This window comes from Pseudoalteromonas sp. SD03 (assembly GCF_040937955.1).
Classification (GTDB): Bacteria; Pseudomonadota; Gammaproteobacteria; order Enterobacterales; family Alteromonadaceae; genus Pseudoalteromonas; species Pseudoalteromonas tetraodonis.
In genome coordinates, this window is sequence record NZ_CP162514.1 from 148,654 (window position 1) to 173,481 (window position 24,828).

Consider the following 24,828-nt stretch of genomic DNA (forward strand, 5'->3'; position numbering starts at 1 on the left):
GTCTGTTATTTTTTTAATAGTAGCCTTGCATGTTAGCATTATTCGTTACATGCATAACACAGAGTTTAATTTTTTTCGGTAACTTTATATTACAAAAAAGAATAATGAAATTACCTTTGTATTGCGCACTTTTTATAAATTATTTTAAGTGCGCATTTAAATGACTACTGGCCGTACATTGAATCCCACCATTGTGGTTCATTTTTTAACTTTTTATCAAAGTAAGCCAACATAGTGTTCCACCAATTAAAGCGCTTATCGCGAGCAAATATTTGATGATCGGCTCCTTTGTACTCAATCATTTCAACATCTTTATTTAGCAGTTTTAGCGCGGTGTACATAGTTAAGCTTTCACCTACTGGCACATTCGTATCGCTGTCACCATGAATAAGCAGTAATGGCGTGGTCACTTTATCGGCATGAAACACTGGGCTATGTTGGCTATAAAGTTCAGAGTTATTCCACGGGAAACTATTTTTAGAGGCTTCGCCTGAGTATAAATATCCCCACCATCCTTCACCCCAGTAAGAAGTTAAGTTTGAAATTCCCGCATGAGCAATAGACGCGCTGAACATATCGGTTTTAGTAGCAAGCAGCATCGTCATAAACCCACCGTAAGATGCCCCTAAATTACCGACTTTACTTCTGTCTACAAAATCATATTTAGCTAAAAATGCCTCTGTGCCTTGCATAATGTCATCGGCGGTATAATCGCCCCACGCATTGACATGTTGCGCTGAAAAAGTTTGTCCAAAGCCCGTTGCACCAGTTGGCTGTACCACATAAACCACATAGCCGTTTGCTGCCCATAAATTAAAAGGGTAACGCCCTGTAAATCCACGAGTCACAGGTGAGGTGCCACCATAGTAATAGACCAGAGCAGGGTGCTTTTTAGTTTTATCAATATTACTTGGCAAGTAAACACGACCAGATATTTCTACGCCACGCTTATTGGTAAAGCTAAATTCTTCAAGCTTAGGAATCGTGGTATTGGCATATGCAATCGGGTTTGAATCCCAGATTAACTCCACCTTATTTTTGCTTACGTCAAAGCGCTTGAGTTGTTGGGCGCTTGAAGCATTACTGCCAGAGAGCAGTAGCTGGGTATTGCGAGTATTTGAAAAACTAAACTGTTCTACAATATCAAACCCTGTATCTAACTTTTTAAAGCGTTGTTTACTCAGATCATATAAATACAGTGGTTGGGTGTCTTTTTCTGTCACTTTGATTAACGCATCGCCATTGCTTAGTACTTCCAATGTGCCAATCGCAGGGTCAAACTGTTTACTTAACGCCGTTACTTTTTTAGCGTTATCGGTTAGTAAATACAGCTGGCCATCATAATTATTCGCCAGCATGGTTTGCGGTAGTACTCTGCCTGCGCCATTTTTAAAATCAGGGCCTGCAACAACATAAATATTGTTTGCGGTATATTTCGCTTGATTAAAGGTTTTAAACTTACCTAACGATTTTATGCTGTTGGATTTTAATGTAAGTTCAACCAGCTCAGTCTCTGGATGGGTTGAGGCTTGCATGGCCATTACTGGACGACTTATTAATAGTTTTCCACGGTTGCTATTAGCATCTTCAAGTTGATGGCTTAATACGCCTTCGGTCAGGGCTTTGGTTAAACCACTGTGGGTATCGAGTAAATATAATTGGCTAACCGTACGGGCGTAAGACCAACGGTCTTGCAAGCCTTTATGATGTTTAGTGAGGCTATTGGTTTCTTCAGGTGATTTGGACCAGCTAAAAAGAATACTATTATCGTTGTAATAGCTAAAGTTGCTTGCCCCCTCAAGGCCTGAGGCTAAGGTTTTTATAGCGAAAGTTTTACGGTTTAACTGCTTTAATTCGCCGTTGAGTAAATAGACTAAAAATTGATTATCAGGACTCCAAGTGAATTGGCTAGGCTGCGCTTCTTCAAATCGGTATACCGTTTGGTTATTAGTATTTTTAAGCTCGGTTGTGGTAATGGCGTCGTTGCCTGTTTTATCGCTGTAACGCTTTGTTGTACTTAAGTAATGCTTAGCATCAGGTGACAAAGACAAGCCGCTAATAGTTGGGGCGTCAAACAATTGCTTAGCCGATAAGCGCTTGGTCTTATTTGTCGTTAGGGTCACGGCGTCAGTTTCTGCTTTTGGCACAAACTCTAAGGTGACATCATTCCAATTAGCAACCTGTTGAGCAATGACAATAACGGTGTGTGAGCCGTTATTTAAAGCAAGCTGATAGCGTTGGTTTTCACCACTTTGTTTCTCACCGTTAATAAAAACCTGGCCTTGCTCTATTCCTTTAATGTTTAAGGAGCCTTGAGTAAATCGGTTAGTTTCAATATTAAATTTAAGTGCTTGTAAACCGCCTAAAGTAAGCGCGTTAATTTTATCAAGTGGTTGCCACTTATGCTTTTTACCAAACACAACAAAGCTTTCTTTATTTGATTCAAGTTGTGCAAGCAGATTATTGATAATCACGTCGCCATGCGGTGTTTGAAATGGCTTTGCTTGCATGTCTTCTGCAAGAGGCCCGATAAACTGAATTTTTGATTGATCGAGTGGGGCAGCTAATGCCGTTAAACTCAAACTACTTAATGTGAGTAGGGCTGCCAAGTGAGTAAAACGTTTTGCGTAACGATGCCAAGGTGCGCTTAAATTCATTACTATGCCTATTATTATTGGAGATTTGGCCAAATATAGCATGTATTGTTATGATGCTCATATATCCAATTTAGAGGAAAAAAAGTGACACTATTAATCGTTTACATGGTTACAGCGATTGTGATTTCGTTTCTATGTTCTGTCATGGAAGCGGTGCTATTGAGCATTTCACCTAGTTATGTTGCGCTGCTTCGTAAAGAGCGGCCAGTACTGGCTAAGCAACTAGAGAAGCTAAAAAGTAATATCGATCAGCCATTAGCGGCTATTTTAACACTTAATACTGTTGCACATACTGCTGGTGCTGCGGGCGTGGGCGCACAGGCTGCCGTGGTGTTTTCAGATGCGGCTGTGGGGATTGCGTCTGCGATTATGACTTTATTGGTACTGGTGTTATCTGAAATTATTCCTAAAACGCTGGGGGCTAATTATTGGCGTGCTTTAACGCCTAGTGTGACTTATGGTTTACGTATTTTGGTACTAGTCCTTAAGCCTTTTGTTTGGGCAGCACAAAAGCTAACTAATTTGATGGGTCAAAAGCATAATGAGGCCTATTATATTCGCCAAGAAATAGAAGCAATGGCCGACATTGGTAGTGAGTCTGGGGCGCTTCATGCTGATGAATCAGAAATCATTCGTAACTTGCTGCACTTTAGGCATGCAAAACTAACCGATTTAATGACACCGCGTACGGTCATTTTTAAAATCCATAAAGATCTTACCGTTAATCAATACTTGAGTGAACACGGTTCGTCGTCATTCTCTCGAGTGCTAATTTATGACAAAGACGCTGACGATATCATAGGCTTTGTACATAAAAACGATATTATGTTGGCATATCATCGGTTAGGCACAGATTACAAAATTAGTAAGTTAGTTAAACCTATCTATACGGTACCGAGCACCCAAAATGTATCGTCGCTATTACAAACATTGCTCACCCAACGTACCCACATTTGCTTAGTGATTGACGAATACGGTGATGTGCAAGGAATTGTAACGCTCGAGGATATGATAGAAGCGTTAATGGGCTTAGAAATTGTGGATGAGCGAGATCAATCAACCAATATGCGCGCCGTAGCAAAGCAGCGTTGGCACCAGCGTTTAGCTGATAGTGAGCATATCGTCAGCGCCGACGATAATGAATCTCGTTAGCTGTTTTTTGTTTTAGCAGCTGTTTTTATCCAGTGTTGGGCCCACGAGATAAATTCAGCTTTTGCTTTTGGGCAACTAAATAAAAAGCCCTGTATAGCTAAATTTGTTTGATAATGCTTGAGGTAGGCCAGCTCTTCGGGGCGCTCAACCCCTTCGGCCACTAATTCAAGCTGCTCTTGGGTTGTCATATTAATTAGTGAACTGACTACCACTTGAGAAAACTTATCGGTTTCTATGTGGCTAATAAAAGAGCGATCTATTTTTACTTCTGTAAATGGCAGCTGTTTCAGTTGGTTAATATTAGTAAAACCAGTGCCAAAGTCATCGAGTGAAATACCAAAGCCGAATATTCTTAATCTATTTAAGGTTTCGAGTTGAGTGTAGCTTGAAAGGGCATGCTGCTCGGTTATTTCAAGCACCACATCACTAGGTAAAACATCATGTTTTTGTAGAAGCTGTAATAACTTATTGGGGCTGTTTAAATCATCTAACTGACACGGCGATAAGTTAAATGACAATTTCAAATTTGTACCCAGCTGCTCTTTTAGTTGCTTGATGTCACCACAGGCTTTTTCAAATAGCGTAAACGTAATGTCATTGATTAAATCGCATTGCTCAGCCAGGCTGATAAAACGGCTTGGTAAAATAACTCGCTCGTCTTTACTTGATACAATGCGAGCCAGCACTTCAACACTTTGTATTTGATTGGTGTTTATATTTATTTTAGGTTGATAGTAAGGTGTTATTTCATTATTTTTTAATGCGTTAATTAGTTTTTCTTTAGTGATTGGGCGCTCTTTTACAAGTGTGTGGCTGTTTAACTGCGCTATTTTGGTAAGTAACGTATTTACCTGATTGAGTTGCACAGGCTTAGATAGGTTGCCAATTAAATGCACATTGTGCTGTTTAGCGAGGTCAGCGGCTAGGCTGATTATTTTAGGGTCCATTTCAGAAATAATAACAATTGCACCGCAATAGCCTATTTCACCTAAATTACGGATCAGCTCCATGCCATCCATTTCTGGCATATTAAGATCGGTAAATATGGCATCAAAATAGTTTATATCAGCTTTTACTTTTTCAAGTGCTTTAACAGGGTTTAAACAGGTGGTTGTGGATTGCGACATTTCGAGTTCATTAAAAATAGCTTTCATGACAATCAAAATGGCTTTTGAGTCATCGACAACGAGTATGTTTGGTAATTTTGTGTGCATTGTTGTCCTTAACTTAACGGTCGTAATTTATATCCCTCTGTTTTAAAAATAGTCGCTTGAATTGTTTTTGTCAGTATTTATTGCTGTTTTAAATTTTAAATATCAGCAAAATCCAATCGACAAATTATTCTATCTTGCTCGTGTTTTTTAGGTGGGTAGGTATACTAGCGCCATAATTTATAATGGTTATAATACCAATCCGCAATAATACTTAATCATTTTGAGGGGGCAAGTCAGACGCGAGCTGCGTTAAAAAATTCTCCTTTAGAGCAACTAAATAACGAAGTTTTTGCCTTGCTATCGACAGGATTTTTCTGCCTCAAAATAGCGCCCCTAATTAAGCGAACTGATATAACAATGATAAAAATCGATCTGAATCTAGCCGAACAACCGTTTACGCTTATGCTAGATAAGCAACAAATTGTAAAAATACTTCATGATCAGCAAGCGATTGCATTTGAAAATCCACGTGAAAACTATGTTGAGTTTATGCTTGATGAGCAGCTAATTGGTATTGATAGCAGTGACGTTAACCAACAGAGTATTGCGCTATTTGTAGATAATCAGTTTGCCACTCAGTTAGCTTTGCCTGTGGCGGCGCAAGGCGAATCTAAAAAAGGGTTTTTGGGACTTGCGGCGCTAGGTTTTAAGTTATTTAAAAGCGCTAAGGTGGTTAAAGTGGCGCTAGCGAGCGCATCGGTGGCCGGTTATGCTTGGCTGTTTACCATTGAATTTGCGTTAATGCTGATTGCTTGCCTGGTGGTACATGAATATGGCCACGTACGAGCTATGAAGTATTTTGGGATAAAAACCAAAGGCATTTATTTAATTCCTTTTGTAGGCGGGTTAGCCGTTAGCGACGATAAAATAACTACGCGCTGGCAAGATGTGGTGATCTCACTAATGGGCCCTGCCTTTGGTTTGTTTACCTCAGTGTTAGGCGTGGTGCTTTATTACGCCACAGAAATGGAAATATTTGCAGGCGTTGCGGTACTTAGTGCACTGCTTAACTTATTTAACTTACTGCCTATTTTACCGCTTGATGGCGGACATGTTTTAAAAAGTATTAGCTTTTCAATGCGTTCATGGGTGGGGCTGAGTGTATGTTTATTGGGTGTGTTATTTGGCTTATGGCTTAGCTATACGTTTGGCTTAATGTTGCTGGTGTTCTTTTTGTTTGTTGGCGCACTGGAAATTGTATTTGAATGGCGCGGCCGTCATTACTCGCATTTATTGCCGCTTGATAAATATGGCCAAGGCTTTTCAGCGGTCATGTATGCGCTGGTGGTTGCTGGCCATGTAGCAGTGATGATGCACTTTGCTGACTCTGAAAACGCGATATTAAGCTTGCCAATGAAGATTTTATCGAGCTAAATAAGTGCGGGCTGTAATATGAGTTACAGCCCGATTATATTAGTAAAAGCTTAATACCAACGAAATAAACACCCCAGTAATAATCAGCTGTACCACGCAAAAGCCCATAATGTCTTTAGCTTTTAATCCTGCAATGGCTAATACCGGTAATGCCCAAAAGGGTTGAATTAAATTAGTCCACGCATCTCCCCACGCCACAGCCATAGCAACCCGCGCCATATCTGCACCAAGCTCTTGTGCTGCCGGGATAACAATTGGCGCTTGTACCGCCCATTGTCCGCCACCTGAGGGTACAAACATATTAACGAGTCCTGCACTAATAAAGCTGTAAAATGGCAAGCTATCGGCATCCGCTATGGCAATAAAGCCCTGTGATATTTGTTGCGCCAGTCCAGTATCTACCATGACCGCCATAATGCCAGCATAAAAAGGGAACTGAATTACAATTCCTGCGCCACTTGGAATCGCTTGTTGTAGGCTATTTAGTAAATTGTGGGGGGTCTGATGTAGTGTGATAGCTAAAAATAAGAAAAGCGCTATCACACTGTTGAGATTTAAGCCGCCACCTGCGATAAAAAAGTAATAGCCTAAGTAGGCAAGTCCGAGTAAGCCAATGCCCATACTTAGCAGTTTGCTTTGTTCTAAATGTTGAGCAGGGCGTGTTATTGCGACTTTATCAGGTGGTGTGTTTTCAAGCAGTGATGGGTCAACATAAACACTGTCTTTTTCACTCGGTAGCATGTAGCGGTTAACCAGTGGCATAATGATAAATAAGCCAATCAGAATTGCAACATTAAAGCCTGCGAATAAGGTTTGCTGTGTGCCAATAATACCCATAGTCGCCTGTGAAAAATGCCCTTCGCTGGCAATGGTGAGTGGTACGGAGCCTGCCAATCCGCCGTGCCATACTACAAAACCTGAATAGGCACTTGCCACTAATAGCCGATAATCCACTCGAGTCTGTTTAGCAATGGCTTTAGCAAATAAAGCACCAATCACTAAGCCAAACCCCCAATTAAGCCAGCTTGCTAAAAGCGAAATAAATGTCACTAAAATAATGGCTTTTGGGGCCGTATTAGCAAGCGTTGCTAATTTTGTTAGTAACTTACTTATTAAAGAGGTACTGGCAAGCATATAGCCTGTTACTAATACCAACAGCATTTGCATGGCAAAGCTTAGTAAGTTCCAAAACCCGCTCCCCCATGATGTTATTACCTCAAGTGTGGTTGCAGGGGTCGCTAAATTCGCAATGACTAAAGTAATAATGGTGAGCAAAATAACAAATATAAATGGGTCGGGTAAGTAGCGCTCGACGAGCTTGGTAAATGGACTGGCAACTTTATTAAGCATAATTAATAACGAGTTAGTGAAAACTTATTTGTTAATTAATCATGAAATCTTAGGATTAGCAAACACCGCTTTGAATAAATGCTCAGCAAGGCAGACTTTTTAAAGGTTGTTGATGAGGGGGTGTCGCTAGCAAATACTTACCTTGGTCGGTATTTGCTAGTTATGCTCAATTAAGAATCACCAAGCACTTGCTTTAAGCGATTTTGTACTTCTTGAACGAGTAAGTCGGGCTGAAATTTTGATAAAAATGCATTACAGCCTACTTTTTCCACCATGGCTTGGTTGAAGCTACCACTCAGGGACGTGTTAAGCACCACATGTAAGTTTTTTAAACGGTTGTCGTTACGTATTTCATAGGTTAAGCGATAGCCATCCATCGAAGGCATTTCGGCATCGGTAATCACCATTAGCAGCTCTTTTTCAACATCGCGTCCTTCATCAGCCCAGCTTTTGAGCATTTGTAGGGCTTCTAGACCGTTACTGGCAGGAATAATTTCGATACCAAGCTGCGATAACGTATCGCTAACTTGTTTACGTGCTGTTGGCGAATCATCGGCGTGCAATATTTTGCGTCCTGCAAATTCGTTTACGATGGTTTCATCCAACACCCCATCAGTAATATTGACCTCGTACTCAACTATTTCAGCGAGTACTTTTTCTACATCAATAATTTCAACTAATTGCTCTTGGCCATCACGCTGTACTTTAGTTAGTGCCGTAATATAATGATTTTTACCCACAGAGCTGGGGGGCGGCATAATGTCAGACCAGGTCATATTCATGATTTGATCAACCTTGCCAATTAAAAAACCTTGTGTGGTACGGTTATATTCAGTTATGACCAGATTACAATCTTCACCATATTCTTTTTTAGCCATAGAAATGGCTTGGCGAAGGTCAATCACTGGGATAGATTCACCGCGTATATTGGCTACACCGGTTACCTTAGGGTGAGAGTGCGGTATTTTGCTTAAACGGGGAAGCTTTACCACTTCTTTTATTTTAAATACATTGAGTGCAAATAAATGGCGGCTATGCAAATAAAAAAGTAGCAACTCTAAACGATTTTCGCCTACAAGCTGAGTACGCTGATCAACTGACGCTAAAACACCTGACATAATAGACCCATATTTTTCCTCATAACTTAATAACTATAGTTTACTCTTATTTTTCTTCATAACGAACCGTGAATATTTCGATTACAGTAAAACGTTGCTTAAGTGTTATCATGTGCAGTATCGTGTTACTAAATGATTTAAATAATCAATCGATTAACAAAAAATTATGCATCATATTTTTAAACGTATTGTTGTGCTGTTGCGCAGCCATATTGATCAGGTAAGTTGGCAGTCTGTTGTAATAGCAACATCCTTACATATGCTGCTTACTTGGTGCTTATTGTTAGTGGCAAATGAGCAGGTACTGCTTTCACCGGGTACTTTTTTTTACTACTACACGGTAACCACTTCAACGGTAGGGTATGGGGATTTAAGTCCATCAACTGACTTAGGTCGATGGATTGTCGCATTAATACAAATACCTTTTGGTTTGGCTTTATTTGGTGTCTTGTTGGGTAAAACAGGACAAACAGTAACTTACTTAATTAGGCGCGCTATGACTGGTGATAAAAACTTTGCTCACAGTAGCAATCATATTATTATTTTTGGTTGGCATAATGCTCGTACCAAAAAAATGATCGACTACATTTTGGCTGATACTAAGCGGACAGATCGCCGTATCTTATTAGCGGTTACTGAACAAATAGAGCATCCGTTTTTAAGTAATGAGAATGTTGATTTTGCTCGCCTAACCAGTTTCACCGATTTGGATGAATTAGAACGCGTTGCCATTCGCCACGCCGATAAAGTGATTATTGATGGCCAAGATGACGACCAAACATTTACCACCGCACTGCGTATTAGCCGTTTAGTCAAAGAAGATTGTCACATAAGTGCGCACTTTTTTGATGAAACGAAAGTGGAAATGTTATTAGAGCATTGCCACAACGTAGAGTGTAGCAGTACTAAATCGGCAGAGATTTTAGTGCGCTCAATGCAAGACCCAGGCTCAAGTCGTGTACAAGAGGAACTATTATCAACCTTGCATGGTGATACGCAGTTTAGTTTACAAATCCCTAGTAATGTAAAAACCATGGAGTTTGGCAAATTATTTCATCACTTTAAGTACGATCATGATGCAATATTGTTAGGTGTGGCTCATAATTTAAGTGCAAAAAATATGGATTTAAATCCGCCTTTAGATTATGCAGTAAACGCCGGAGATATTTTGCATTACATTGCGCAAGAGCGAGTATTGAGTAATGAAGTTGACTGGCCTAGCTTGGAAAAATAATGACTGAAATTGCGTTTTTAATTATCGTTTTATGTGCTTACATTTTCCCTATTATGATAATTCTTAACAGTAAGCGTAGCCAAGGCCATGAAAAAAATGGCTGGCTAGTCGGCGCTATCTTCTTTTCGTGGATAGCGCTGATTCTTTACTTTTCGATTGTGCCCAAGCAAGGGCACGCCAAGAAAAAGTAATGAATGAGTACCTTTTGTTACTTATTCTAATTGTCTCAGCTTATGCTCAACCAGCGGGTCGTCTGGCGCTAGCTGTTGAGCCACTTCTAATAGTTTAATGGCATCATTTGGATTTTCATCTTGATGCTTAATGGCTACGTCTATTAAAGGTTGAATATCAATTTTTTCTTGGTGTTCTTGCACGTGCGCTGCTTTTTCGTCGATTAAAATAGTGTGAGCGGTACTTAATAACGCTTGACGATGCGGCGAATTAGCATTGACTTTATTAAGTTTTTTATAATAATCCTCTTTTAAACGCAGTGTTTTTGTTTGTAGCCTAAATTGTGCAATGTCGATTTGTTGATTAGCAATAAAATCAACAGCCACTTGTTTATAAAAGCCAAACTTATTTAAATAAGTGGCATGAGTGCCGTGCCCCATCCCAAATACGCGTAAGTGAGTGAGCTGCTGGTAGCGTTTAGCGTGTTGGCGGTCAATGCGGTTGGTTGGGTCGTAAATAATGTAGCCCTCTGCATCCCCTAAATCTAAATCATGGTAGTCACCTTGCCAGTCATATTGTTGGGCAATGTCGGTACTTGAGCGGTCATCCCAAGGGGCGATAAGTTTGTTTTTAGTGCTAACAGGATGGAAAAGCAGTACTTTGTCGAGTTTGAGTAATTTAGCAAATGCACCCACAGCAAAGCCGCCACGACTAAGTCCATAACCTAGCTTGGTTTCAAAAGGAGAGAGTAGGGTTGATAGTTGCTCAATAAAAAAGATTAAATTGCGGTTACGAAACCAATTACTTTTACCCAAATGCTGAAACGCAATAATATTAACGTTTTGCTTTTGTGCTAAATGATAGCCCCAAGGTGCAAAGTCTTCGTTCAAATCACGCTCTTGTACATCAGTACCGGCAGGTGAAAAAGTAAAAAGTAAGGGTTTGTTGAGATCAACAAAGTGATATTTTACATACACATCACCGAGTAAATCCCCACCAGAGGTAGGTAGTTTTGCTTGCTTCTTATTATCGCTGAGAGTTAACCATTCATCTAACCAGTATAGTAATTTCATTTTTCCTCCAGTGCGCACAAGCCGCAGATCATAGCAAATCTGAGGGCATAAGAGAAATTGAGCCAAGCTATACTGCGCTGGTGGACTGGCTTTTTAATGGCAAAATGTATGTTACCTTTGCGACTATTAAGCCATGTTCAAAATTTCATTCCAGTCATTTTCGGTCACTGGCATGACCGATAAACGTCCCCCTTTTTTAAGTGCAATGTCTGTCACTGACTCATTTGCCTTAATTGCTTGCAAGCTCACTATGCTACTGAGATGAGAATGGTAGGTTACTTCCACCACAAACCAACGGGGGGTCTCAACGGTTGCTTTGGCATCATAATAATCGCTACTTAAGTCAAACTGAGTCGGATCAGGGTAAGCGGCTTTAGTGACAATTCCTATTCCCGCAACGCCAACCTGTTTACAGCTAGAATGATAAATCATCACTAAATCACCTTGTTTAACATCATCGCGGATAAAGTTACGCGCTTGGTAGTTTCGCACGCCTTCCCATAACGTGGTTTGTTCAGGGGCATACTTTAAGTCATCAATTGAAAAGGCGTCGGGTTCGGTTTTAAATAGCCAAAAAGCCATATTAGTTTTCCTCACTCAGTGTGTTGGTATTTTTCCAGTATTGTATAGTATCATTTAGAAATTAGGGGATTGAGGAAGAAATAATGAGCCAAGTATTAGATGATTTATTGTCGTTGTTATCACTTGAAGAAATTGAACAAGGTTTATACCGAGGACAAAGCCAAGACTTAGGTTTTAGAGCGGTGTTTGGCGGTCAAGTTATGGGGCAAGCGCTTTCAGCAGCCAAAGAAACACTGCCAGCGGGGCGAATTGTTCACTCATTACATTCTTACTTTTTACGCCCAGGCGATGCTGCAAAGCCGATAGTGTATGACGTTGAAACGATTCGCGATGGTAAAAGTTTTAGTACGCGTCGTGTTAGCGCGATTCAGTACGGTAAGCCTATTTTTTACATGACGGCGTCGTTTCAAGGTGATGAACAAGGGTTATCGCATCAAGCGACCATGCCAGATGTTCCTGCCCCTGAAGAGCTACGTTCTTCATTAGAGTTTTATCAAGAAAATGCACAGCATATTCCAGAAGCTATCCGTAATAAATTTATTCGTGAAATGCCGATTGAAATGCGCCCAGTGAATTTTCATAACCCCTTTAAACCAGAAGCCATCGAACCAGTAAAACATATTTGGTTTAAAGCCAATGGCGATATGCCTGACGATCAACGTATTCATAACTATTTATTAGCGTATGCGTCCGACTTTGAATTTTTACCAACCGCATTACAACCACATGGCGTGTCGTTTATGCAGCCGAATATGCAAGTGGCGACGATTGACCATGCTATGTGGTTTCATCGTCCGTTTAGAATGGATGATTGGATTTTATATACTATTGATAGCCCAAGCGCGAGCTCAGGAAGAGGGCTGGTACGTGGGCAGTTTTTTGACCGCCAAGGAAACTTGGTAGCCTCTACTATTCAAGAAGGGGTAATGCGTCAGCGCTAATCCTAATACCCACTATATTGAATATCTTCAATATAGTGGGTATGGCTTTATTTTACTTGCATTGAGCGTGCACAATATCTGTTATTGACTGCCAAATACGTGCCGGTAATAGCGTTTGTAGTTGTTTGTAAGTCTCGCACAACGCTGGACTGCCTTGTAAGCCATTATCTGACTCACTAATTAGCTTTTGTTCGCGTAGGTTTGAAATAAAGCTACTGAGTACCTTTTTGTCAAAAAACTCCGGCGTTTTAATGCCATGTAACGTACCCAAGCGCTGCGCCAGCACATAGCTTTCACGTTCAAGCTCTGCTTTTTCAATCCCTTGGCTGGTTTGAATAAAGCCAATCACAATCGCATAACGTTGCAAAGTAAAGCTCAATGCACGACCGAGCATTTCGAGTTTGGCAAAGCTATCGTTATTTTGAGTCACTTTAATGTTATCACCATCAAGCGCAATTAAGCCTTGATCACTAAAGTTAGTTAAAATACGAGTAACGTAGCTCTCATCTAACTCTTGCAAGTACCACTCTTTAGCAAACAATGGATAAAAAGATTTCACCAGCTGATGGCACTGAGTTACGGTGCTTTGATGTTGCTTAAATAAATGCAGCGCCACTAAACTAGGCACCGCAAAAATATGTAAAATGTTATTACGGTAGTAGTTGAATAAGGTTTTTTCTTTATCGCTTATCGCAATTATTTCGCCAAACTCATCACTGATCACATCAAACTTATTAAGCTTTAAGGCATGTTCAAGTAGCTGCTCTGGTGTTTCATCGGGTGCGGTTATTTTACTGCTATAGCTGGCTTCACGTTGCAATCGTAAGTAAAACTCAAGCTGAGCTAACAGCTTTGGCTTACTCAATGCCTGCTTATCGTTTACCAGCAGTATCATCGCCAGTAAGTTAACTGAGTTAAGTGCGGCGGCATTGTTAATTTTAACCATAACCTGATCAGCAAGGTTAGCCACCTGCGGCCCTAACCATTGTGGTTTTTGCACATCGGTTGCATGAATTGATTCACGCCAGTCAGGCTGGTTATCATTTAAATACTGATTGATAGAAATAGGGTCGCCAAAGTTTAAATAACCACGACCATAGTTTTTTAAATTCTTAATCGCTTTAAAAATACCTAATATCGACTCGCCTTTTTTATCATTACCCGCAAGTTCTTTTAAGTAGGTATTGATTTCCATGACGTGCTCGTAACCAATATATACCGGCACAATAGATATAGGTCTGTCTATACCGCGCAACATGGCTTGCATTGTCATTGCGAGCATGCCGGTTTTAGGGGGTAGTAAACGTCCCGTTCTGCTGCGCCCACCCTCGGTATAAAACTTTACCGAGTAACCTTTGATAAATAACTGGCTTAAGTATTCTTTAAATACCGCTGAGTAAAGTTTGTTACCAGCAAACGAGCGGCGAATAAAAAACGCGCCACTGCGGCGGAATATGCCACCGGCTGGGAAAAAGTTTAAGTTAATACCCGCTGCAATATGCGGTGGAACAAGCCCTTGATGGTAAATAGAGTAGGTCAGTAGCAAGTAATCCATATGGCTACGATGACACGGCATGTAGATTATTTCATGGCCCTTGTTGGTTAGGTCATGGATTTGCTCGGTGTACTTTATATCAATCCCATTATACAGCTTGTTCCAAAGCCAGGTTAATATGCGATCGGCAACGCGAATGGTGGCGTCGCTGTAATTAGCAGCAATTTCATCAAGAAGCTTTAATGCGTTTTGTCGCGCTTGGGCTTGGCTAATATTTTTTTCAGACGCTTCAGTTTGAATCGCTTTTTTTATCGTTGGGGATGCCAGTAGTGAGCTAAATAACTGATCACGAGATGGGATTTTAGGCCCTGTGGCAGCCAGCTTCTGGCGCTTAAAGTGTACTCTAGCTACGCGAAGTAGTTTATGAGGAAGTTCATTTACATCGGCTTTTTCGTTCACCAGTAGTGATAAATCAAGTGGTTGGCTAAAACGAATAAAGTTGTCTCTACCTGAAAAAAGTACAACAAATATTTTTCTAAACCAGCTGGGCGTAAGTGAGTGCGAAAGTAAAGTACTCAGTCCTGGCTTCTCTTTACCCGGCGCTCTGCCCCATAAAATAGTCACAGGCACAACCTGCACATTTTTTTGGCCACTATTTAATAAGTGTTCAATGATTTGCTTGCCCTGATCTAATGCGTTGGTAGGCTTTTCTTTATTACCAAATAACGGTGGTGGGTTTTTAATGCCAATAAAACGATCTAACGCTTGGTCACCTAACACTTGCTGCTCGGTAGGGTCGGGCAAGCCATTTCGTTTACATACGCGCGCGAGTGCCGCTAAATCAAAGCGTGAATTTAAACGCACTATATAAAAGGTCGGGTTTTTAGGGTTTAACTCAAATTGCTCTAACGGCTTCTCAGGCAGTACTTTGCTTTTAACAAACAAGCGGCTAATACCACCAGAGATAAGATTTAAACCATAATTTAAAATACGCATTGACTCACCATAAGAGAGTAGTTACCCAAATCAATATGGGTATATAACAGCAAAATTAGCGCATAGGATAACATATTATCTAAAAAATCCTCTGCAGATTAATCGACAAGCTATGACATTATAGTGACATCATCACTTCCATTACGTTCACTATTAATAAACTTAGCTATTTTTTAAACGACAATTGCAAAGCAATTATGTCTAAATAGTTGTTGCATTTATCACCAGTATCATTATAATACGCAGGCTTTCAAAATTCCCTCGGGAACAAGAAAGAATAAATTAAGCTTGGATTTCAAGCTAATAAACAGGAGTTCCGATTTGGAACTCAACGTAGATATAATCTAACAACCGGCATCTTAATTATTAAGATTGTTTCGGTCGTTTTTTTATGCTCTTTAAATGCTCTTTATATTGAGGTTTAAGAATGTCAAATCAACGCATTCGTATTCGCCTAAAAGCTTTTGACCACCGTTTGATTGACCAATCAACGGCGGAAATCGTGGAAACTGCGAAACGCACTGGCGCACAAGTACGTGGTCCAATTCCACTACCTACACGCTTTGAACGTTTTACTGTACTTACATCACCGCACGTTAATAAAGACGCGCGTGATCAGTACGAGATCCGCACCCATAAACGTCTGATCGACATCGTAGAACCAACTGACAAGACTGTAGACGCACTTATGCGTTTAGACCTTGCTGCTGGTGTTGATGTTCAAATCAGCCTGGGTTAATCGGAAGATTAGAGAGGTTTTAGGAAAATGGCATTAGGTCTAGTCGGTCGTAAAGTGGGTATGACACGTATCTTCACTGAAGATGGTGTATCTATCCCTGTGACAGTTATTGAAGCGACTCCTAACCGCATTGCTCAGATCAAATCTGACGCAACAGACGGTTATAACGCGCTTCAAGTAACCGCAGGCACTAAAAAAGCAAGCCGTGTAAACAAAGCAACAGCGGGTCACTTCGCTAAAGCTGGTGTTGAAGCGGGTCGCGGTCTGTGGGAATTCCGCCTAAATGGTGGTGAAGGCGATTTTGAAGTAGGCGCAGAGCTTACGGTTGAATTATTCAACGAAATCAACAAAGTTGACGTAACCGGTACTTCTAAAGGTAAAGGTTTCCAAGGTGGTGTTAAGCGCTGGAATTTCAGCATGCAAGACGCTACACATGGTAACTCTCTATCTCACCGTGCTCCTGGTTCAATCGGTCAAAACCAATCACCTGGTAAGGTGTTTAAAGGTAAGAAAATGGCCGGTCAAATGGGTAATGAGCAAGTAACAACTCAGAACCTTGAACTAGTTCGCGTTGACGCTGAGCGTAACCTGCTTTTAGTTAAAGGTGCAGTACCTGGCGCTATCGGCGGTGACGTTATCGTTAAACCAGCTGTTAAAGCATAAGTCCTGGAGATTTAGTGATGGAATTAGCAATTAAAGACGCTTCTGGCGCTCTTGAAGTTTCTGAAGCTACTTTTGGACGTGAGTTTAACGAAGCATTAGTACACCAAGTAGTTGTTGCATACGCAGCAGGTGCTCGTCAAGGTACTCGTGCTCAGAAGACACGTTCTGAAGTAAGCGGTGGTGGTAAAAAACCATGGGCTCAAAAAGGTACTGGCCGTGCACGTGCTGGTACAATCCGTAGTCCAATTTGGCGTTCAGGTGGCGTTAGCTTCGCAGCTAAACCACAAGACCACAGCCAAAAAGTAAACCGTAAAATGTACCGCGGTGCGATCAAAAGCATCTTATCTGAATTAGTTCGTCAAGAGCGTTTAATCGTTGTTGAGAGTTTTGGTCTTGAAGCACCAAAAACTAAAGAACTAGTTGCTAAGCTTAAAGAACTTGAGCTTAAAGATGTTCTTATCGTGACTGAAGAAGTAGATGAAAATCTTTTCTTATCGGCACGTAACCTGTACAAGGTTGACACACGTGATGTAGCTGGTATCGATCCTGTAAGCTTAATTGCTTTCGACAAGGTACTAATTACAGCTGCTGCTGTTAAGCAACTTGAGGAGGCGCTAGCATGATCCGTGAAGAACGTCTTTTAAAAGTGATCCTTGCTCCACACATCTCTGAAAAAAGCACAATCGCTGCTGAAGAAAACAACACGATTGTTTTCAAAGTAGCAAATGACGCAACTAAAGCTGAAGTTAAAGCGGCAGTTGAGAAGCTTTTTGAAGTAGAAGTAACTGGTGTTCGCACACTTAACGTTAAGGGTAAAACAAAACGTACTGGCATGCGTTTCGGTCGTCGTAGCGACTGGAAGAAAGCTTACGTTACTCTTAAAGAAGGTAGCGAGCTGGACTTTGTCGGCGGCGCCGAGTAATAAGGGGAGTTAGAATTATGGCACTTCAAAAGTGTAAGCCAACTTCTGCGGGTCGTCGTCACCTAGTTAAAGTGGTTAACCCAGATTTACATAAGGGTAAACCTTACGCACCACTATTAGAGAAAAACTCTAAATCAGGTGGTCGTAATAACAATGGTCGTATTACGGTTCGTCATATCGGTGGTGGTCATAAGCAGCATTACCGTTTAATCGATTTTAAACGTACTAAAGATGGCATTCCAGCCACTGTTGAGCGTTTAGAATATGATCCAAATCGTAGCGCAAACATCGCTCTTGTATTATATGCAGACGGTGAGCGTCGTTACATTATCGCACCAAAAGGCTTAAAAGCTGGCGATGCAATCCAGTCTGGTGTTGATGCACCAATCAAACCTGGTAATGCATTACCAATGCGTAATATGCCTGTAGGTTCGACTGTTCACAACGTAGAACTTAAACCAGGTAAAGGTGCTCAAATTGCACGTTCTGCTGGTGCATACGTTCAAATCCTTGCACGTGATGGTCAATATGTAACATTACGTCTTCGTTCAGGCGAAGTTCGTAAAGTTGAATCTGATTGTCGTGCGACACTAGGTGAAGTAGGCAATGCTGAGCATATGCTTCGTTCACTTGGTAAAGCAGGTGCAAATCGCTGGCGTGGTATTCGTCCGACAGTTCGTGGTGTTGCCATGAACCCGGTTGATCACCCACACGGTGGTGGTGAAGGTCGTACATCTGGTGGTCGTCATCCTGTGTCTCCATGGGGTAAGCCGACTAAAGGTGCTAAGACGCGTAAGAACAAGCGTACGGATAAATTTATAGTACGTCGTCGTACTAAGTAATATTGAGGAATAGCCATGCCACGCTCTCTCAAGAAGGGTCCTTTTATAGACCTACACTTGCTGAAGAAGGTAGAGAAAGCTTTGGAAAGCGGTGAAAAGAAGCCAATTAAAACTTGGAGCCGTCGTTCAATGATCATACCTAACATGATCGGATTGACCATTGCTGTCCATAATGGTCGCCAGCATGTACCAGTTTTCGTTTCTGACGAAATGATCGGTCACAAACTAGGTGAATTTGCACCAACTCGCACTTACCGTGGCCATGCTGCGGATAAGAAAGCGAAGAAACGTTAAGAGGGGAAGATAAATGCAAGCATTAGCTAAACATAAATTCGCCTCTGGTTCGGCGCAAAAAGCACGTCTAGTTGCAGATCAGATCCGCGGGTTACCTGTCGATCGCGCACTAGAAATCCTGGCGTACAGCCCGAAAAAAGCGGCTGTATTAGTTAAGAAAGTACTTGAGTCTGCTATTGCTAACGCAGAGCATAACGAAGGTGCTGACATTGATGAGCTACGTGTAACAACGATTTTTGTGGACGATGGTCCAACAATGAAACGTATTATGCCACGTGCTAAAGGACGCGCAGACCGCATCCTTAAGCGTACAAGCCACATCACTGTTGTGGTTTCAGATAGCTAGGAGATATAAGTAATGGGACAAAAAGTTCATCCTACTGGTATTCGCCTAGGTATATCTAAACCTTGGGTTTCTACCTGGTACGCGAATTCAAAAGATTTCTCTGCACAGCTTTTTGGCGATCACAAAGTACGTACATTCCTTACTAAGGAATTAAAAGCGGCTTCTGTGTCTAAAATCGTTATTGAGCGTCCAGCAAAATCTATCCGAGTAACTATTCACACGGCTCGTCCGGGTGTTGTTATCGGTAAAAAAGGCGAAGACGTAGAAAAATTACGTCAAGCGGTAACTAAAATCGCTGGTGTACCTGCTCAGATTAATATTTCTGAAGTACGTAAACCAGAACTAGATGCACAACTAGTAGCAGACGGCATTGCCTCTCAGCTAGAGCGTCGTGTTATGTTCCGTCGCGCTATGAAGCGTTCGGTACAAAATGCAATGCGCATCGGTTCTAAAGGGATTAAAGTTGAAGTTAGCGGTCGTCTTGGCGGCGCAGAAATCGCACGTTCAGAATGGTATCGTGAAGGTCGTGTACCTCTACATACTCTTCGTGCTGATATCGACTACGCAACTTCTGAAGCCTTAACCACTTACGGTATCATTGGTGTTAAAGTTTGGATCTTCAAAGGCGAAGTTATTGGTGGTTTACCACTAGTACAAGAGCAAGAGAAGCCAGCTAAACGCGCACCAAAGAAAGCCAAAAAAAGTGCTAAGTAGAGGTAGCGAGTAATGTTACAGCCAAAACGTACAAAATTCCGTAAAATGCATAAAGGCCGCAACCGTGGTCTAGCGCAAAACGGTAACAAAGTAAGCTTCGGTACTTTCGGTTTGAAAGCTACTGGTCGTGGCCGCATGACTGCTCGTCAAATCGAAGCAGCTCGTCGTGCTATGACGCGTCACGTGAAACGTCAAGGTAAAATCTGGATCCGTGTCTTCCCTGACAAGCCGATCACAGAAAAACCTCTTGAAGTTCGTATGGGTAAAGGTAAAGGTTCTGTTGAATATTGGGTTGCTGAAATTCAGCCTGGTAAAGTACTTTACGAAATGGAAGGTGTTTCAGAAGAGCTTGCTCGTGAAGCGTTTAACCTTGCTGCTCGTAAACTGCCATTCAAAACAACTTTCGTAACTCGGACGGTAATGTGATGAAAGCAAGCGAACTAAAAGATAAAAGCGTAGAAGAGCTAAATGCTGAACTTCTAGGTCTTCTTCGTGAGCAGTTTAACCTGCGCATGCAAGCAAGCACTGGTCAGTTAGCTCAGACACACACGCTAAGAACAGTACGTCGCGATATCGCGCGTGTAAAAACAATTATTAACCAGAAGGCAGGTCAATAATGAGCGATAAAATTCGTACTCTTCAAGGCCGTGTAATCAGCGACAAGATGGAAAAATCTTTCACTGTTGCTATCGCACGTTACGTGAAGCACCCAATCTATGGGAAATTCATCAAACGTACGACTAAGTTACACGTACATGACGAAAATAACACTGCAAAAGCGGGTGACGTAGTTACTATCCGTGAATGCGCTCCAATCTCTAAGAACAAATCTTGGACTTTGGTAGATGTTGTTGAACGTCCAAAACAAGCTTAATTTTTAATTAAGTCTGTTTTATGAAAAGCCCCGGCATTAGCTGGGGCTTTTTACGTTTAGAGCAGTTTTTAGCGGTAAGCTTTCAGCCTTTAGCTGGCAGAAGTAAATTATAGCGCCGTAGTTTGGGTTGAGTGTTACGAACCTAAGTGCAATAAAATATTATTATAAAATAGGCGTAAGAAAAGCCTTTGCAAGTGCAAAGGCATATGCTTTTCTGCGAAGCCCGAAGCCCGAAGCCCGAAGCCCGAAGCCCGAAGCCCGAAGCCCGAAGCCCGAAGCCCGAAGCCCGAAGCCCGAAGCCCGAAGCCCGAAGCCCGAAGCCCGGAGCCCTTTTACCAAATCATTTCTACAAATTCAGGGTGGTCGATATACGGGTTACGATTTCCCTGAAATTCAAACGCTGCTTGATTGCGGTCTAATTCCATTTGGCTAACGGGGTCGTTGTTATGCCATTTTAATAACATAGCCACGACCCAATTTTCAAATACTTGGTTACTAGAGCCGTTAAGTACGGCATTACTAGCCGTGGTGTTATTTTGCCAAGAGCCGATTACGTTTTGGTAGCGTGTAGCCATGTAAAAATAAGCACGAGCAAAGTCACCTTTAAATTCATCAATAGGCTCAAATACAGTACCAGTATAATTAATCGCACTACTTGCAGAACCTAATTGACTGCCATTGGTTGAAGTAAACGTAGCGCTGGCCACTTCACCGAACGGGAAGTTGCTACGCTTTGAATTTACATAGCCGTCAGTGGCGTAAATATGATGAACATCAGAGTTCATTGGTTCTATGGTGCCGCCAAACCAGCTTTTAGGAAATGAATGTTCACGGTTATAACAATCGGCTTCGCTATTGTAGGTACCGCACTGATCGCTTACAGCAGTATAAGTGTAGCTATCAACTCCATTTGGCTTTTCACTGTACATATCTAAAATACTATTATCATTTTCAAAGTATTTATCGCGTGCTGATGCGTCGTAAAAACTCCAAATAGCAGAATACCCTTGAGCGTTATGGTTATTAATAATGTTATAAAGCTCAGTTTTTAGCGTGTAGCCAGTTAAGCCTTGAGTTGTAACATAGTAGCCTGTTGGCGTCGGTGTTGGCTGGGTAGCACCTAATGAGAATGCGGTAGACTCACTTGCTTGAAAGCTTGATCCACTGGCAAGCAAATTGGCTTCATTATTCAAGGCGTAGCTGCCACTGCCAAATGAGCAACAAATACCATCGCCGTAGCTGTCGTTAATAGTAAATGTATAGTCGCCATTGGTTAAACATAATTGTTCGGTGTATTGAGTATTTGCGGCATAACCACTGCCGCTTGCAACCATACCAGCTTGGTTGTGTGTTATTTGCCAACTGGTTTCTTCGCCGTAGTTATCTGTAGTTAGGTTAAAAGTAAGGCTGTTATCTGCGCAGCTTGGAGAATCACTGCTGTCATTATTAGGTAAGAAGTTATCAACATAAACTAACTCACTACCATCAAAGCCGCTTGTATCGTAAAAGCGTAAACCGACATCAATCGTTTTACTACTATCAGCGGTATAGCTGTAAGTTATGGTTTGCCATTGATTGGTTTGTGCTGGATTTGAATAGCCTTTATAACCATCTATGAACAAACGGGCCTTAAGATGACCTTCGGTATGATACACATCCACTGAAAATTCATAAGTTTCACCCATTTCCACCGCGACTTGCTGTAAAAAGTCAGTGTTACTTTGTGTGCCAGTATTTACGCTAATCGCTGCTGCTTGTAAGCCTGTACTCACGACTGCGCTGTTGGCAGATACGTTAATACCGCTATCAATCACCGTCCATGCTTGTGGGGTGTTGCCTGTCCATTGTTCAAAGTTGCCATTAACCACATTAGCCATCGCAGGCAAAGAGCTCAATAACAACGCGCTCAAAAGTAATTTGTTTTTATATATGCCGTGTAACATAGGTGTTCCTATTTTATAGTTTTAAGCAATATACATTAGATCATAAAGGTTACAAAACTGTTAAATTAGAATTTCATAAAAGGCAATAAAAACCCTTTAGGTTAATTTCACTGGTTTTTAACTAGATTAATAACTAAATGGAATATCAAAGCAGATTCTATTCTTTTTTTATCTATGCTTAGACGGCTATCCTGCATACTCAATTAACCTCAACAGAACCTTCTGAATGAGGTGGCACTCATTTTAAACAATGTGAACAAGCATTGTGTTTAACGTTCAGGGTTATGAGGAAAAATTCATGTTGTTAGGTCAACTCAATGCGCTAGCAAGTCCGCTTTCGCAAGAGCAAGTACAAAAGCTACAAGGTTTAGTGGCTGAGCTTAATCCAATTCAGCAAGCGTGGGTTAGCGGCTATTTGGCTGCTAATGCTAATTCAGCAGCGCTAGGTGCGCCAATTGCAGGTACACCAGCAACCTCTGAGGCAGCAGTACTTACTATTTTGTATGGTTCACAAACAGGTAACGCTAAAGCGGTGGCGACTAAGCTTAAAGAGCAAGCTGAATCTCGTGGGTTAGCTGCAAAGCTGGTTAGCATGTCAGATTACAAGCCAACCGCATTGAAAAAAGAAAAGTTTTTAACCGTTGTTGTATCAACTTATGGTGAAGGTGAGCCACCTGAAGATGCCGAAACACTGTACGAATTTTTAATTACCAAAAAAGCGCCAAAGCTTGATGGCGTTAAAGTCGCGGTATTAGGTTTAGGTGATTCTAGCTATGAATTTTTCTGTCAAACCGCTAAAGACTTTGAAGAGCGTTTAACTAAACTCGGTGCAGAGGTTATTTATCAACGTGCCGACCTAGACGTTGATTACGATGATGAAGCCGCCACTTGGATTGAGGGCGCGTTAAATGCGTTTGAACCAGATTTAAAAGCTCAGCAAGATGCCACAGGCGGCCAAGTTGTATCAATGCCATTTGGCACGCCCACGACAGCGGCTAGCCAATACACTAAGCAAAACCCGTTTGCGGCAGAGCTAAGCTTAGTGCAAAAAATTACCGGTCGTGACTCAACCAAAGATGTACGCCATGTTGAAATTTCACTTGAAGGCTCTGACATTACCTATACGCCGGGTGACTCGTTAGGCATTTACTTTTTAAATGATGAAGCCCGTGTAGATGAGCTACTAGCGCAAACGCAAATTGATCCAACTAGCCGCGTTAAACTTGGCGATGAAGAACTTAGCGTGCGTGATGCCTTAATTGAAAAACTAGAGCTGACACAATCGTACCCTGGTTTTGTCGAAAAATATGCCACGGCTACAGGCACGCCTGAACTTCTTAAGCTTGTGGAAGATAAAGCCGCAATGCGTGAATATATTGAGCCTCGCCAAATTTTTGATGTGGTTGCACAAAACCCAGCTAAATTAGAAGCACAAACACTGGTTGATTGCCTACGTAAATTGCAAGCGCGTTTATATTCAATTGCTTCTAGCCAAAGCGAGGTTGAGGACGAAGTGCATTTAACTATTGCATTGGTTGAGTTTGAAGTGTTTGGCACAGAGCATTTAGGTGGCTGTTCAGGCTATTTAGCACGCCGTGCGCAAGAAGGCTGTAAAGTAAAAGTATTTACTGAACATAACGACAACTTCCGCTTACCAGTAAATGATGACACACCGATCATCATGGTAGGGCCAGGTACAGGTATTGCACCGTTCCGTGCCTTTTTACAAGAGCGTGATACGCGAGAGGCTACGGGTAAAAACTGGTTATTCTTTGGTAACCCACACTTTACCCAAGACTTTTTATACCAAGTAGAAATTCAAGGTTACTTAAAATCAGGCTTATTGAGTAAAGTAGATGTGGCGTTTAGCCGTGACCAAGCAGAAAAAGTTTACGTGCAAGACAAGTTACGTAAAAACTCAAAAGAAGTGTTTGACTGGCTAGAAGCGGGTGCTCATTTTTATGTGTGTGGCGATGCAAACCGTATGGCCAAAGATGTACACAATGCCTTAATTGATATCATCACAGAAAATACCGGCAAAAGTAATGAAGAGGCCGATCAATACTTAAAAGATTTGCGTAGCGCAAATCGCTATCAGAAAGACGTGTATTAAGTGCACGTTGTTTATTTTATT

The 24,828-nt window shown here is 41.5% G+C and carries 25 protein-coding genes; 17 read left to right on the forward strand and 8 right to left on the reverse strand.

What is annotated here, in order from left to right; translation table 11 throughout:
• Positions 1–164: 164 nt before the first annotated feature.
• On the reverse strand, positions 165–2,657 hold the full coding sequence (locus ABZP26_RS00720) for a S9 family peptidase (protein ID WP_096038084.1): 2,493 nt from the start codon (positions 2,655–2,657) through the stop codon (positions 165–167).
• A gap of 84 nt (positions 2,658–2,741) precedes the next feature.
• On the opposite strand from ABZP26_RS00720, the gene ABZP26_RS00725 reads away from it, so the two are divergent.
• Positions 2,742–3,809: a hemolysin family protein gene (locus tag ABZP26_RS00725; protein ID WP_028835911.1), complete on the forward strand. Its 1,068-nt coding sequence runs from the start codon at positions 2,742–2,744 to the stop codon at positions 3,807–3,809.
• Here ABZP26_RS00725 and ABZP26_RS00730 read toward each other — a convergent pair.
• Positions 3,806–5,023: an EAL domain-containing protein gene (locus ABZP26_RS00730; protein WP_033102921.1), complete on the reverse strand. Its 1,218-nt coding sequence runs from the start codon at positions 5,021–5,023 to the stop codon at positions 3,806–3,808. The genes ABZP26_RS00725 and ABZP26_RS00730 overlap by 4 nt on opposite strands.
• Before the next feature lie 357 nt (positions 5,024–5,380).
• Between ABZP26_RS00730 and ABZP26_RS00735 the strand changes: the two genes are divergently transcribed.
• Positions 5,381–6,397 carry a metalloprotease gene (locus ABZP26_RS00735; RefSeq protein WP_368485224.1) on the forward strand — a complete coding sequence of 339 codons (1,017 nt, stop codon included), beginning with the start codon at positions 5,381–5,383 and terminating at the stop codon, positions 6,395–6,397.
• 39 nt (positions 6,398–6,436) lie between these two features.
• Here the strand turns inward: ABZP26_RS00735 and ABZP26_RS00740 are convergent, their stop codons facing one another.
• The gene (locus ABZP26_RS00740; protein ID WP_368485225.1) at positions 6,437–7,747 is read right to left on the reverse strand and encodes a short-chain fatty acid transporter; all 1,311 of its coding nucleotides are present in this window, start codon (positions 7,745–7,747) and stop codon (positions 6,437–6,439) included.
• A gap of 170 nt (positions 7,748–7,917) precedes the next feature.
• Positions 7,918–8,865: a chemotaxis protein CheV gene (locus tag ABZP26_RS00745; RefSeq protein ID WP_013463773.1), complete on the reverse strand. Its 948-nt coding sequence runs from the start codon at positions 8,863–8,865 to the stop codon at positions 7,918–7,920.
• 166 nt (positions 8,866–9,031) lie between these two features.
• Here ABZP26_RS00745 and ABZP26_RS00750 point away from each other — a divergent pair, with 166 nt between their 5' ends.
• Both ABZP26_RS00750 and ABZP26_RS00755 read left to right on the forward strand, forming a co-directional pair.
• Positions 9,032–10,099, forward strand: a complete 1,068-nt coding sequence (locus tag ABZP26_RS00750; RefSeq protein WP_368485226.1) for a potassium channel family protein — start codon at positions 9,032–9,034, stop codon at positions 10,097–10,099.
• Entirely contained in the window at positions 10,099–10,290 is a 192-nt protein-coding gene (locus ABZP26_RS00755) for a hypothetical protein (protein ID WP_013463775.1), read from the forward strand. Before ABZP26_RS00750 ends, ABZP26_RS00755 begins: the two co-directional genes overlap by 1 nt.
• Before the next feature lie 21 nt (positions 10,291–10,311).
• Here ABZP26_RS00755 and ABZP26_RS00760 read toward each other — a convergent pair whose 3' ends face one another.
• On the reverse strand, positions 10,312–11,343 hold the full coding sequence (locus ABZP26_RS00760; RefSeq protein ID WP_368485227.1) for a cytosolic protein: 1,032 nt from the start codon (positions 11,341–11,343) through the stop codon (positions 10,312–10,314).
• 126 nt (positions 11,344–11,469) lie between these two features.
• Positions 11,470–11,925 (reverse strand): EVE domain-containing protein, encoded by a 456-nt coding sequence (locus ABZP26_RS00765; protein WP_013463777.1) that lies wholly within the window; start codon positions 11,923–11,925, stop codon positions 11,470–11,472.
• A gap of 83 nt (positions 11,926–12,008) precedes the next feature.
• On the opposite strand from ABZP26_RS00765, the gene tesB reads away from it, so the two are divergent.
• The gene (gene tesB / locus ABZP26_RS00770) at positions 12,009–12,866 is read left to right on the forward strand and encodes an acyl-CoA thioesterase II (RefSeq protein ID WP_013463778.1); all 858 of its coding nucleotides are present in this window, start codon (positions 12,009–12,011) and stop codon (positions 12,864–12,866) included.
• A 52-nt stretch (positions 12,867–12,918) separates the two neighbouring features.
• On the opposite strand, the gene plsB is transcribed toward tesB, so the two are convergent.
• The gene (gene plsB / locus ABZP26_RS00775) at positions 12,919–15,357 is read right to left on the reverse strand and encodes a glycerol-3-phosphate 1-O-acyltransferase PlsB (protein WP_024601283.1); all 2,439 of its coding nucleotides are present in this window, start codon (positions 15,355–15,357) and stop codon (positions 12,919–12,921) included.
• Between the two features lie 427 nt (positions 15,358–15,784).
• On the opposite strand from plsB, the gene rpsJ reads away from it, so the two are divergent.
• From rpsJ to rpsQ, 11 genes are read left to right on the forward strand one after another with little or no spacing between them, the layout of a single operon-like run.
• Entirely contained in the window at positions 15,785–16,096 is a 312-nt protein-coding gene (gene rpsJ, locus ABZP26_RS00780; protein ID WP_002957900.1) for a 30S ribosomal protein S10, read from the forward strand.
• A gap of 27 nt (positions 16,097–16,123) precedes the next feature.
• Positions 16,124–16,759, forward strand: coding sequence for a 50S ribosomal protein L3 (rplC, locus tag ABZP26_RS00785; RefSeq protein WP_008108338.1), 636 nt, complete (start codon positions 16,124–16,126; stop codon positions 16,757–16,759).
• Between the two features lie 17 nt (positions 16,760–16,776).
• The gene (gene rplD, locus ABZP26_RS00790) at positions 16,777–17,382 is read left to right on the forward strand and encodes a 50S ribosomal protein L4 (protein WP_008108340.1); all 606 of its coding nucleotides are present in this window, start codon (positions 16,777–16,779) and stop codon (positions 17,380–17,382) included.
• A complete protein-coding gene (gene rplW, locus ABZP26_RS00795; protein WP_008108343.1) occupies positions 17,379–17,681 on the forward strand; it encodes a 50S ribosomal protein L23 in 303 nt (100 codons plus the stop codon). Before rplD ends, rplW begins: the two co-directional genes overlap by 4 nt.
• A gap of 17 nt (positions 17,682–17,698) precedes the next feature.
• Positions 17,699–18,523: a 50S ribosomal protein L2 gene (rplB, locus tag ABZP26_RS00800; protein ID WP_007376192.1), complete on the forward strand. Its 825-nt coding sequence runs from the start codon at positions 17,699–17,701 to the stop codon at positions 18,521–18,523.
• Positions 18,524–18,538: 15 nt separating this feature from the next.
• Complete coding sequence (rpsS, locus tag ABZP26_RS00805) at positions 18,539–18,817, forward strand: 30S ribosomal protein S19 (RefSeq protein ID WP_004588689.1); 279 nt, start codon at positions 18,539–18,541, stop codon at positions 18,815–18,817.
• Positions 18,818–18,830: 13 nt separating this feature from the next.
• Positions 18,831–19,163 carry a 50S ribosomal protein L22 gene (gene rplV / locus ABZP26_RS00810; protein WP_004588690.1) on the forward strand — a complete coding sequence of 111 codons (333 nt, stop codon included), beginning with the start codon at positions 18,831–18,833 and terminating at the stop codon, positions 19,161–19,163.
• Positions 19,164–19,175: 12 nt separating this feature from the next.
• Complete coding sequence (gene rpsC / locus ABZP26_RS00815; RefSeq protein WP_008108350.1) at positions 19,176–19,877, forward strand: 30S ribosomal protein S3; 702 nt, start codon at positions 19,176–19,178, stop codon at positions 19,875–19,877.
• 12 nt (positions 19,878–19,889) lie between these two features.
• Entirely contained in the window at positions 19,890–20,303 is a 414-nt protein-coding gene (rplP, locus tag ABZP26_RS00820; protein WP_008108352.1) for a 50S ribosomal protein L16, read from the forward strand.
• On the forward strand, positions 20,303–20,494 hold the full coding sequence (gene rpmC / locus ABZP26_RS00825; protein ID WP_004588692.1) for a 50S ribosomal protein L29: 192 nt from the start codon (positions 20,303–20,305) through the stop codon (positions 20,492–20,494). Before rplP ends, rpmC begins: the two co-directional genes overlap by 1 nt.
• The gene (rpsQ, locus tag ABZP26_RS00830; protein ID WP_013463780.1) at positions 20,494–20,751 is read left to right on the forward strand and encodes a 30S ribosomal protein S17; all 258 of its coding nucleotides are present in this window, start codon (positions 20,494–20,496) and stop codon (positions 20,749–20,751) included. The genes rpmC and rpsQ overlap by 1 nt, the downstream gene beginning before the upstream one ends.
• 332 nt (positions 20,752–21,083) lie before the next feature.
• Here rpsQ and ABZP26_RS00835 read toward each other — a convergent pair whose 3' ends face one another.
• Entirely contained in the window at positions 21,084–22,694 is a 1,611-nt protein-coding gene (locus ABZP26_RS00835; protein WP_013463781.1) for an endonuclease, read from the reverse strand.
• A gap of 298 nt (positions 22,695–22,992) precedes the next feature.
• Here ABZP26_RS00835 and ABZP26_RS00840 point away from each other — a divergent pair, with 298 nt between their 5' ends.
• A complete protein-coding gene (locus tag ABZP26_RS00840) occupies positions 22,993–24,807 on the forward strand; it encodes an assimilatory sulfite reductase (NADPH) flavoprotein subunit (RefSeq protein ID WP_368485228.1) in 1,815 nt (604 codons plus the stop codon).
• Positions 24,808–24,828: the final 21 nt, after the last annotated feature.

Bases quoted from the DNA above. Each gene is read 5' to 3' on its own strand.
- ABZP26_RS00760 (WP_368485227.1), bottom strand. From the start codon at position 11,343: ATGAAATTACTATACTGGTTAGATGAATGGTTAACTCTCAGCGATAAT.
- ABZP26_RS00730 (WP_033102921.1), bottom strand. From the start codon at position 5,023: ATGCACACAAAATTACCAAACATACTCGTTGTCGATGACTCAAAAGCC.
- ABZP26_RS00720 (WP_096038084.1), bottom strand. From the start codon at position 2,657: ATGAATTTAAGCGCACCTTGGCATCGTTACGCAAAACGTTTTACTCAC.
- rplP (WP_008108352.1), top strand. From the start codon at position 19,890: ATGTTACAGCCAAAACGTACAAAATTCCGTAAAATGCATAAAGGCCGC.
- ABZP26_RS00740 (WP_368485225.1), bottom strand. From the start codon at position 7,747: ATGCTTAATAAAGTTGCCAGTCCATTTACCAAGCTCGTCGAGCGCTAC.
- ABZP26_RS00765 (WP_013463777.1), bottom strand. From the start codon at position 11,925: ATGGCTTTTTGGCTATTTAAAACCGAACCCGACGCCTTTTCAATTGAT.
- rplB (WP_007376192.1), top strand. From the start codon at position 17,699: ATGGCACTTCAAAAGTGTAAGCCAACTTCTGCGGGTCGTCGTCACCTA.
- rpsJ (WP_002957900.1), top strand. From the start codon at position 15,785: ATGTCAAATCAACGCATTCGTATTCGCCTAAAAGCTTTTGACCACCGT.
- ABZP26_RS00835 (WP_013463781.1), bottom strand. From the start codon at position 22,694: ATGTTACACGGCATATATAAAAACAAATTACTTTTGAGCGCGTTGTTA.
- rplV (WP_004588690.1), top strand. From the start codon at position 18,831: ATGCAAGCATTAGCTAAACATAAATTCGCCTCTGGTTCGGCGCAAAAA.
- rplC (WP_008108338.1), top strand. From the start codon at position 16,124: ATGGCATTAGGTCTAGTCGGTCGTAAAGTGGGTATGACACGTATCTTC.
- ABZP26_RS00735 (WP_368485224.1), top strand. From the start codon at position 5,381: ATGATAAAAATCGATCTGAATCTAGCCGAACAACCGTTTACGCTTATG.
- rpmC (WP_004588692.1), top strand. From the start codon at position 20,303: ATGAAAGCAAGCGAACTAAAAGATAAAAGCGTAGAAGAGCTAAATGCT.
- tesB (WP_013463778.1), top strand. From the start codon at position 12,009: ATGAGCCAAGTATTAGATGATTTATTGTCGTTGTTATCACTTGAAGAA.
- rpsC (WP_008108350.1), top strand. From the start codon at position 19,176: ATGGGACAAAAAGTTCATCCTACTGGTATTCGCCTAGGTATATCTAAA.
- ABZP26_RS00840 (WP_368485228.1), top strand. From the start codon at position 22,993: ATGTTGTTAGGTCAACTCAATGCGCTAGCAAGTCCGCTTTCGCAAGAG.
- plsB (WP_024601283.1), bottom strand. From the start codon at position 15,357: ATGCGTATTTTAAATTATGGTTTAAATCTTATCTCTGGTGGTATTAGC.
- rplD (WP_008108340.1), top strand. From the start codon at position 16,777: ATGGAATTAGCAATTAAAGACGCTTCTGGCGCTCTTGAAGTTTCTGAA.
- rpsQ (WP_013463780.1), top strand. From the start codon at position 20,494: ATGAGCGATAAAATTCGTACTCTTCAAGGCCGTGTAATCAGCGACAAG.
- ABZP26_RS00750 (WP_368485226.1), top strand. From the start codon at position 9,032: ATGCATCATATTTTTAAACGTATTGTTGTGCTGTTGCGCAGCCATATT.
- rpsS (WP_004588689.1), top strand. From the start codon at position 18,539: ATGCCACGCTCTCTCAAGAAGGGTCCTTTTATAGACCTACACTTGCTG.
- rplW (WP_008108343.1), top strand. From the start codon at position 17,379: ATGATCCGTGAAGAACGTCTTTTAAAAGTGATCCTTGCTCCACACATC.
- ABZP26_RS00745 (WP_013463773.1), bottom strand. From the start codon at position 8,865: ATGTCAGGTGTTTTAGCGTCAGTTGATCAGCGTACTCAGCTTGTAGGC.
- ABZP26_RS00755 (WP_013463775.1), top strand. From the start codon at position 10,099: ATGACTGAAATTGCGTTTTTAATTATCGTTTTATGTGCTTACATTTTC.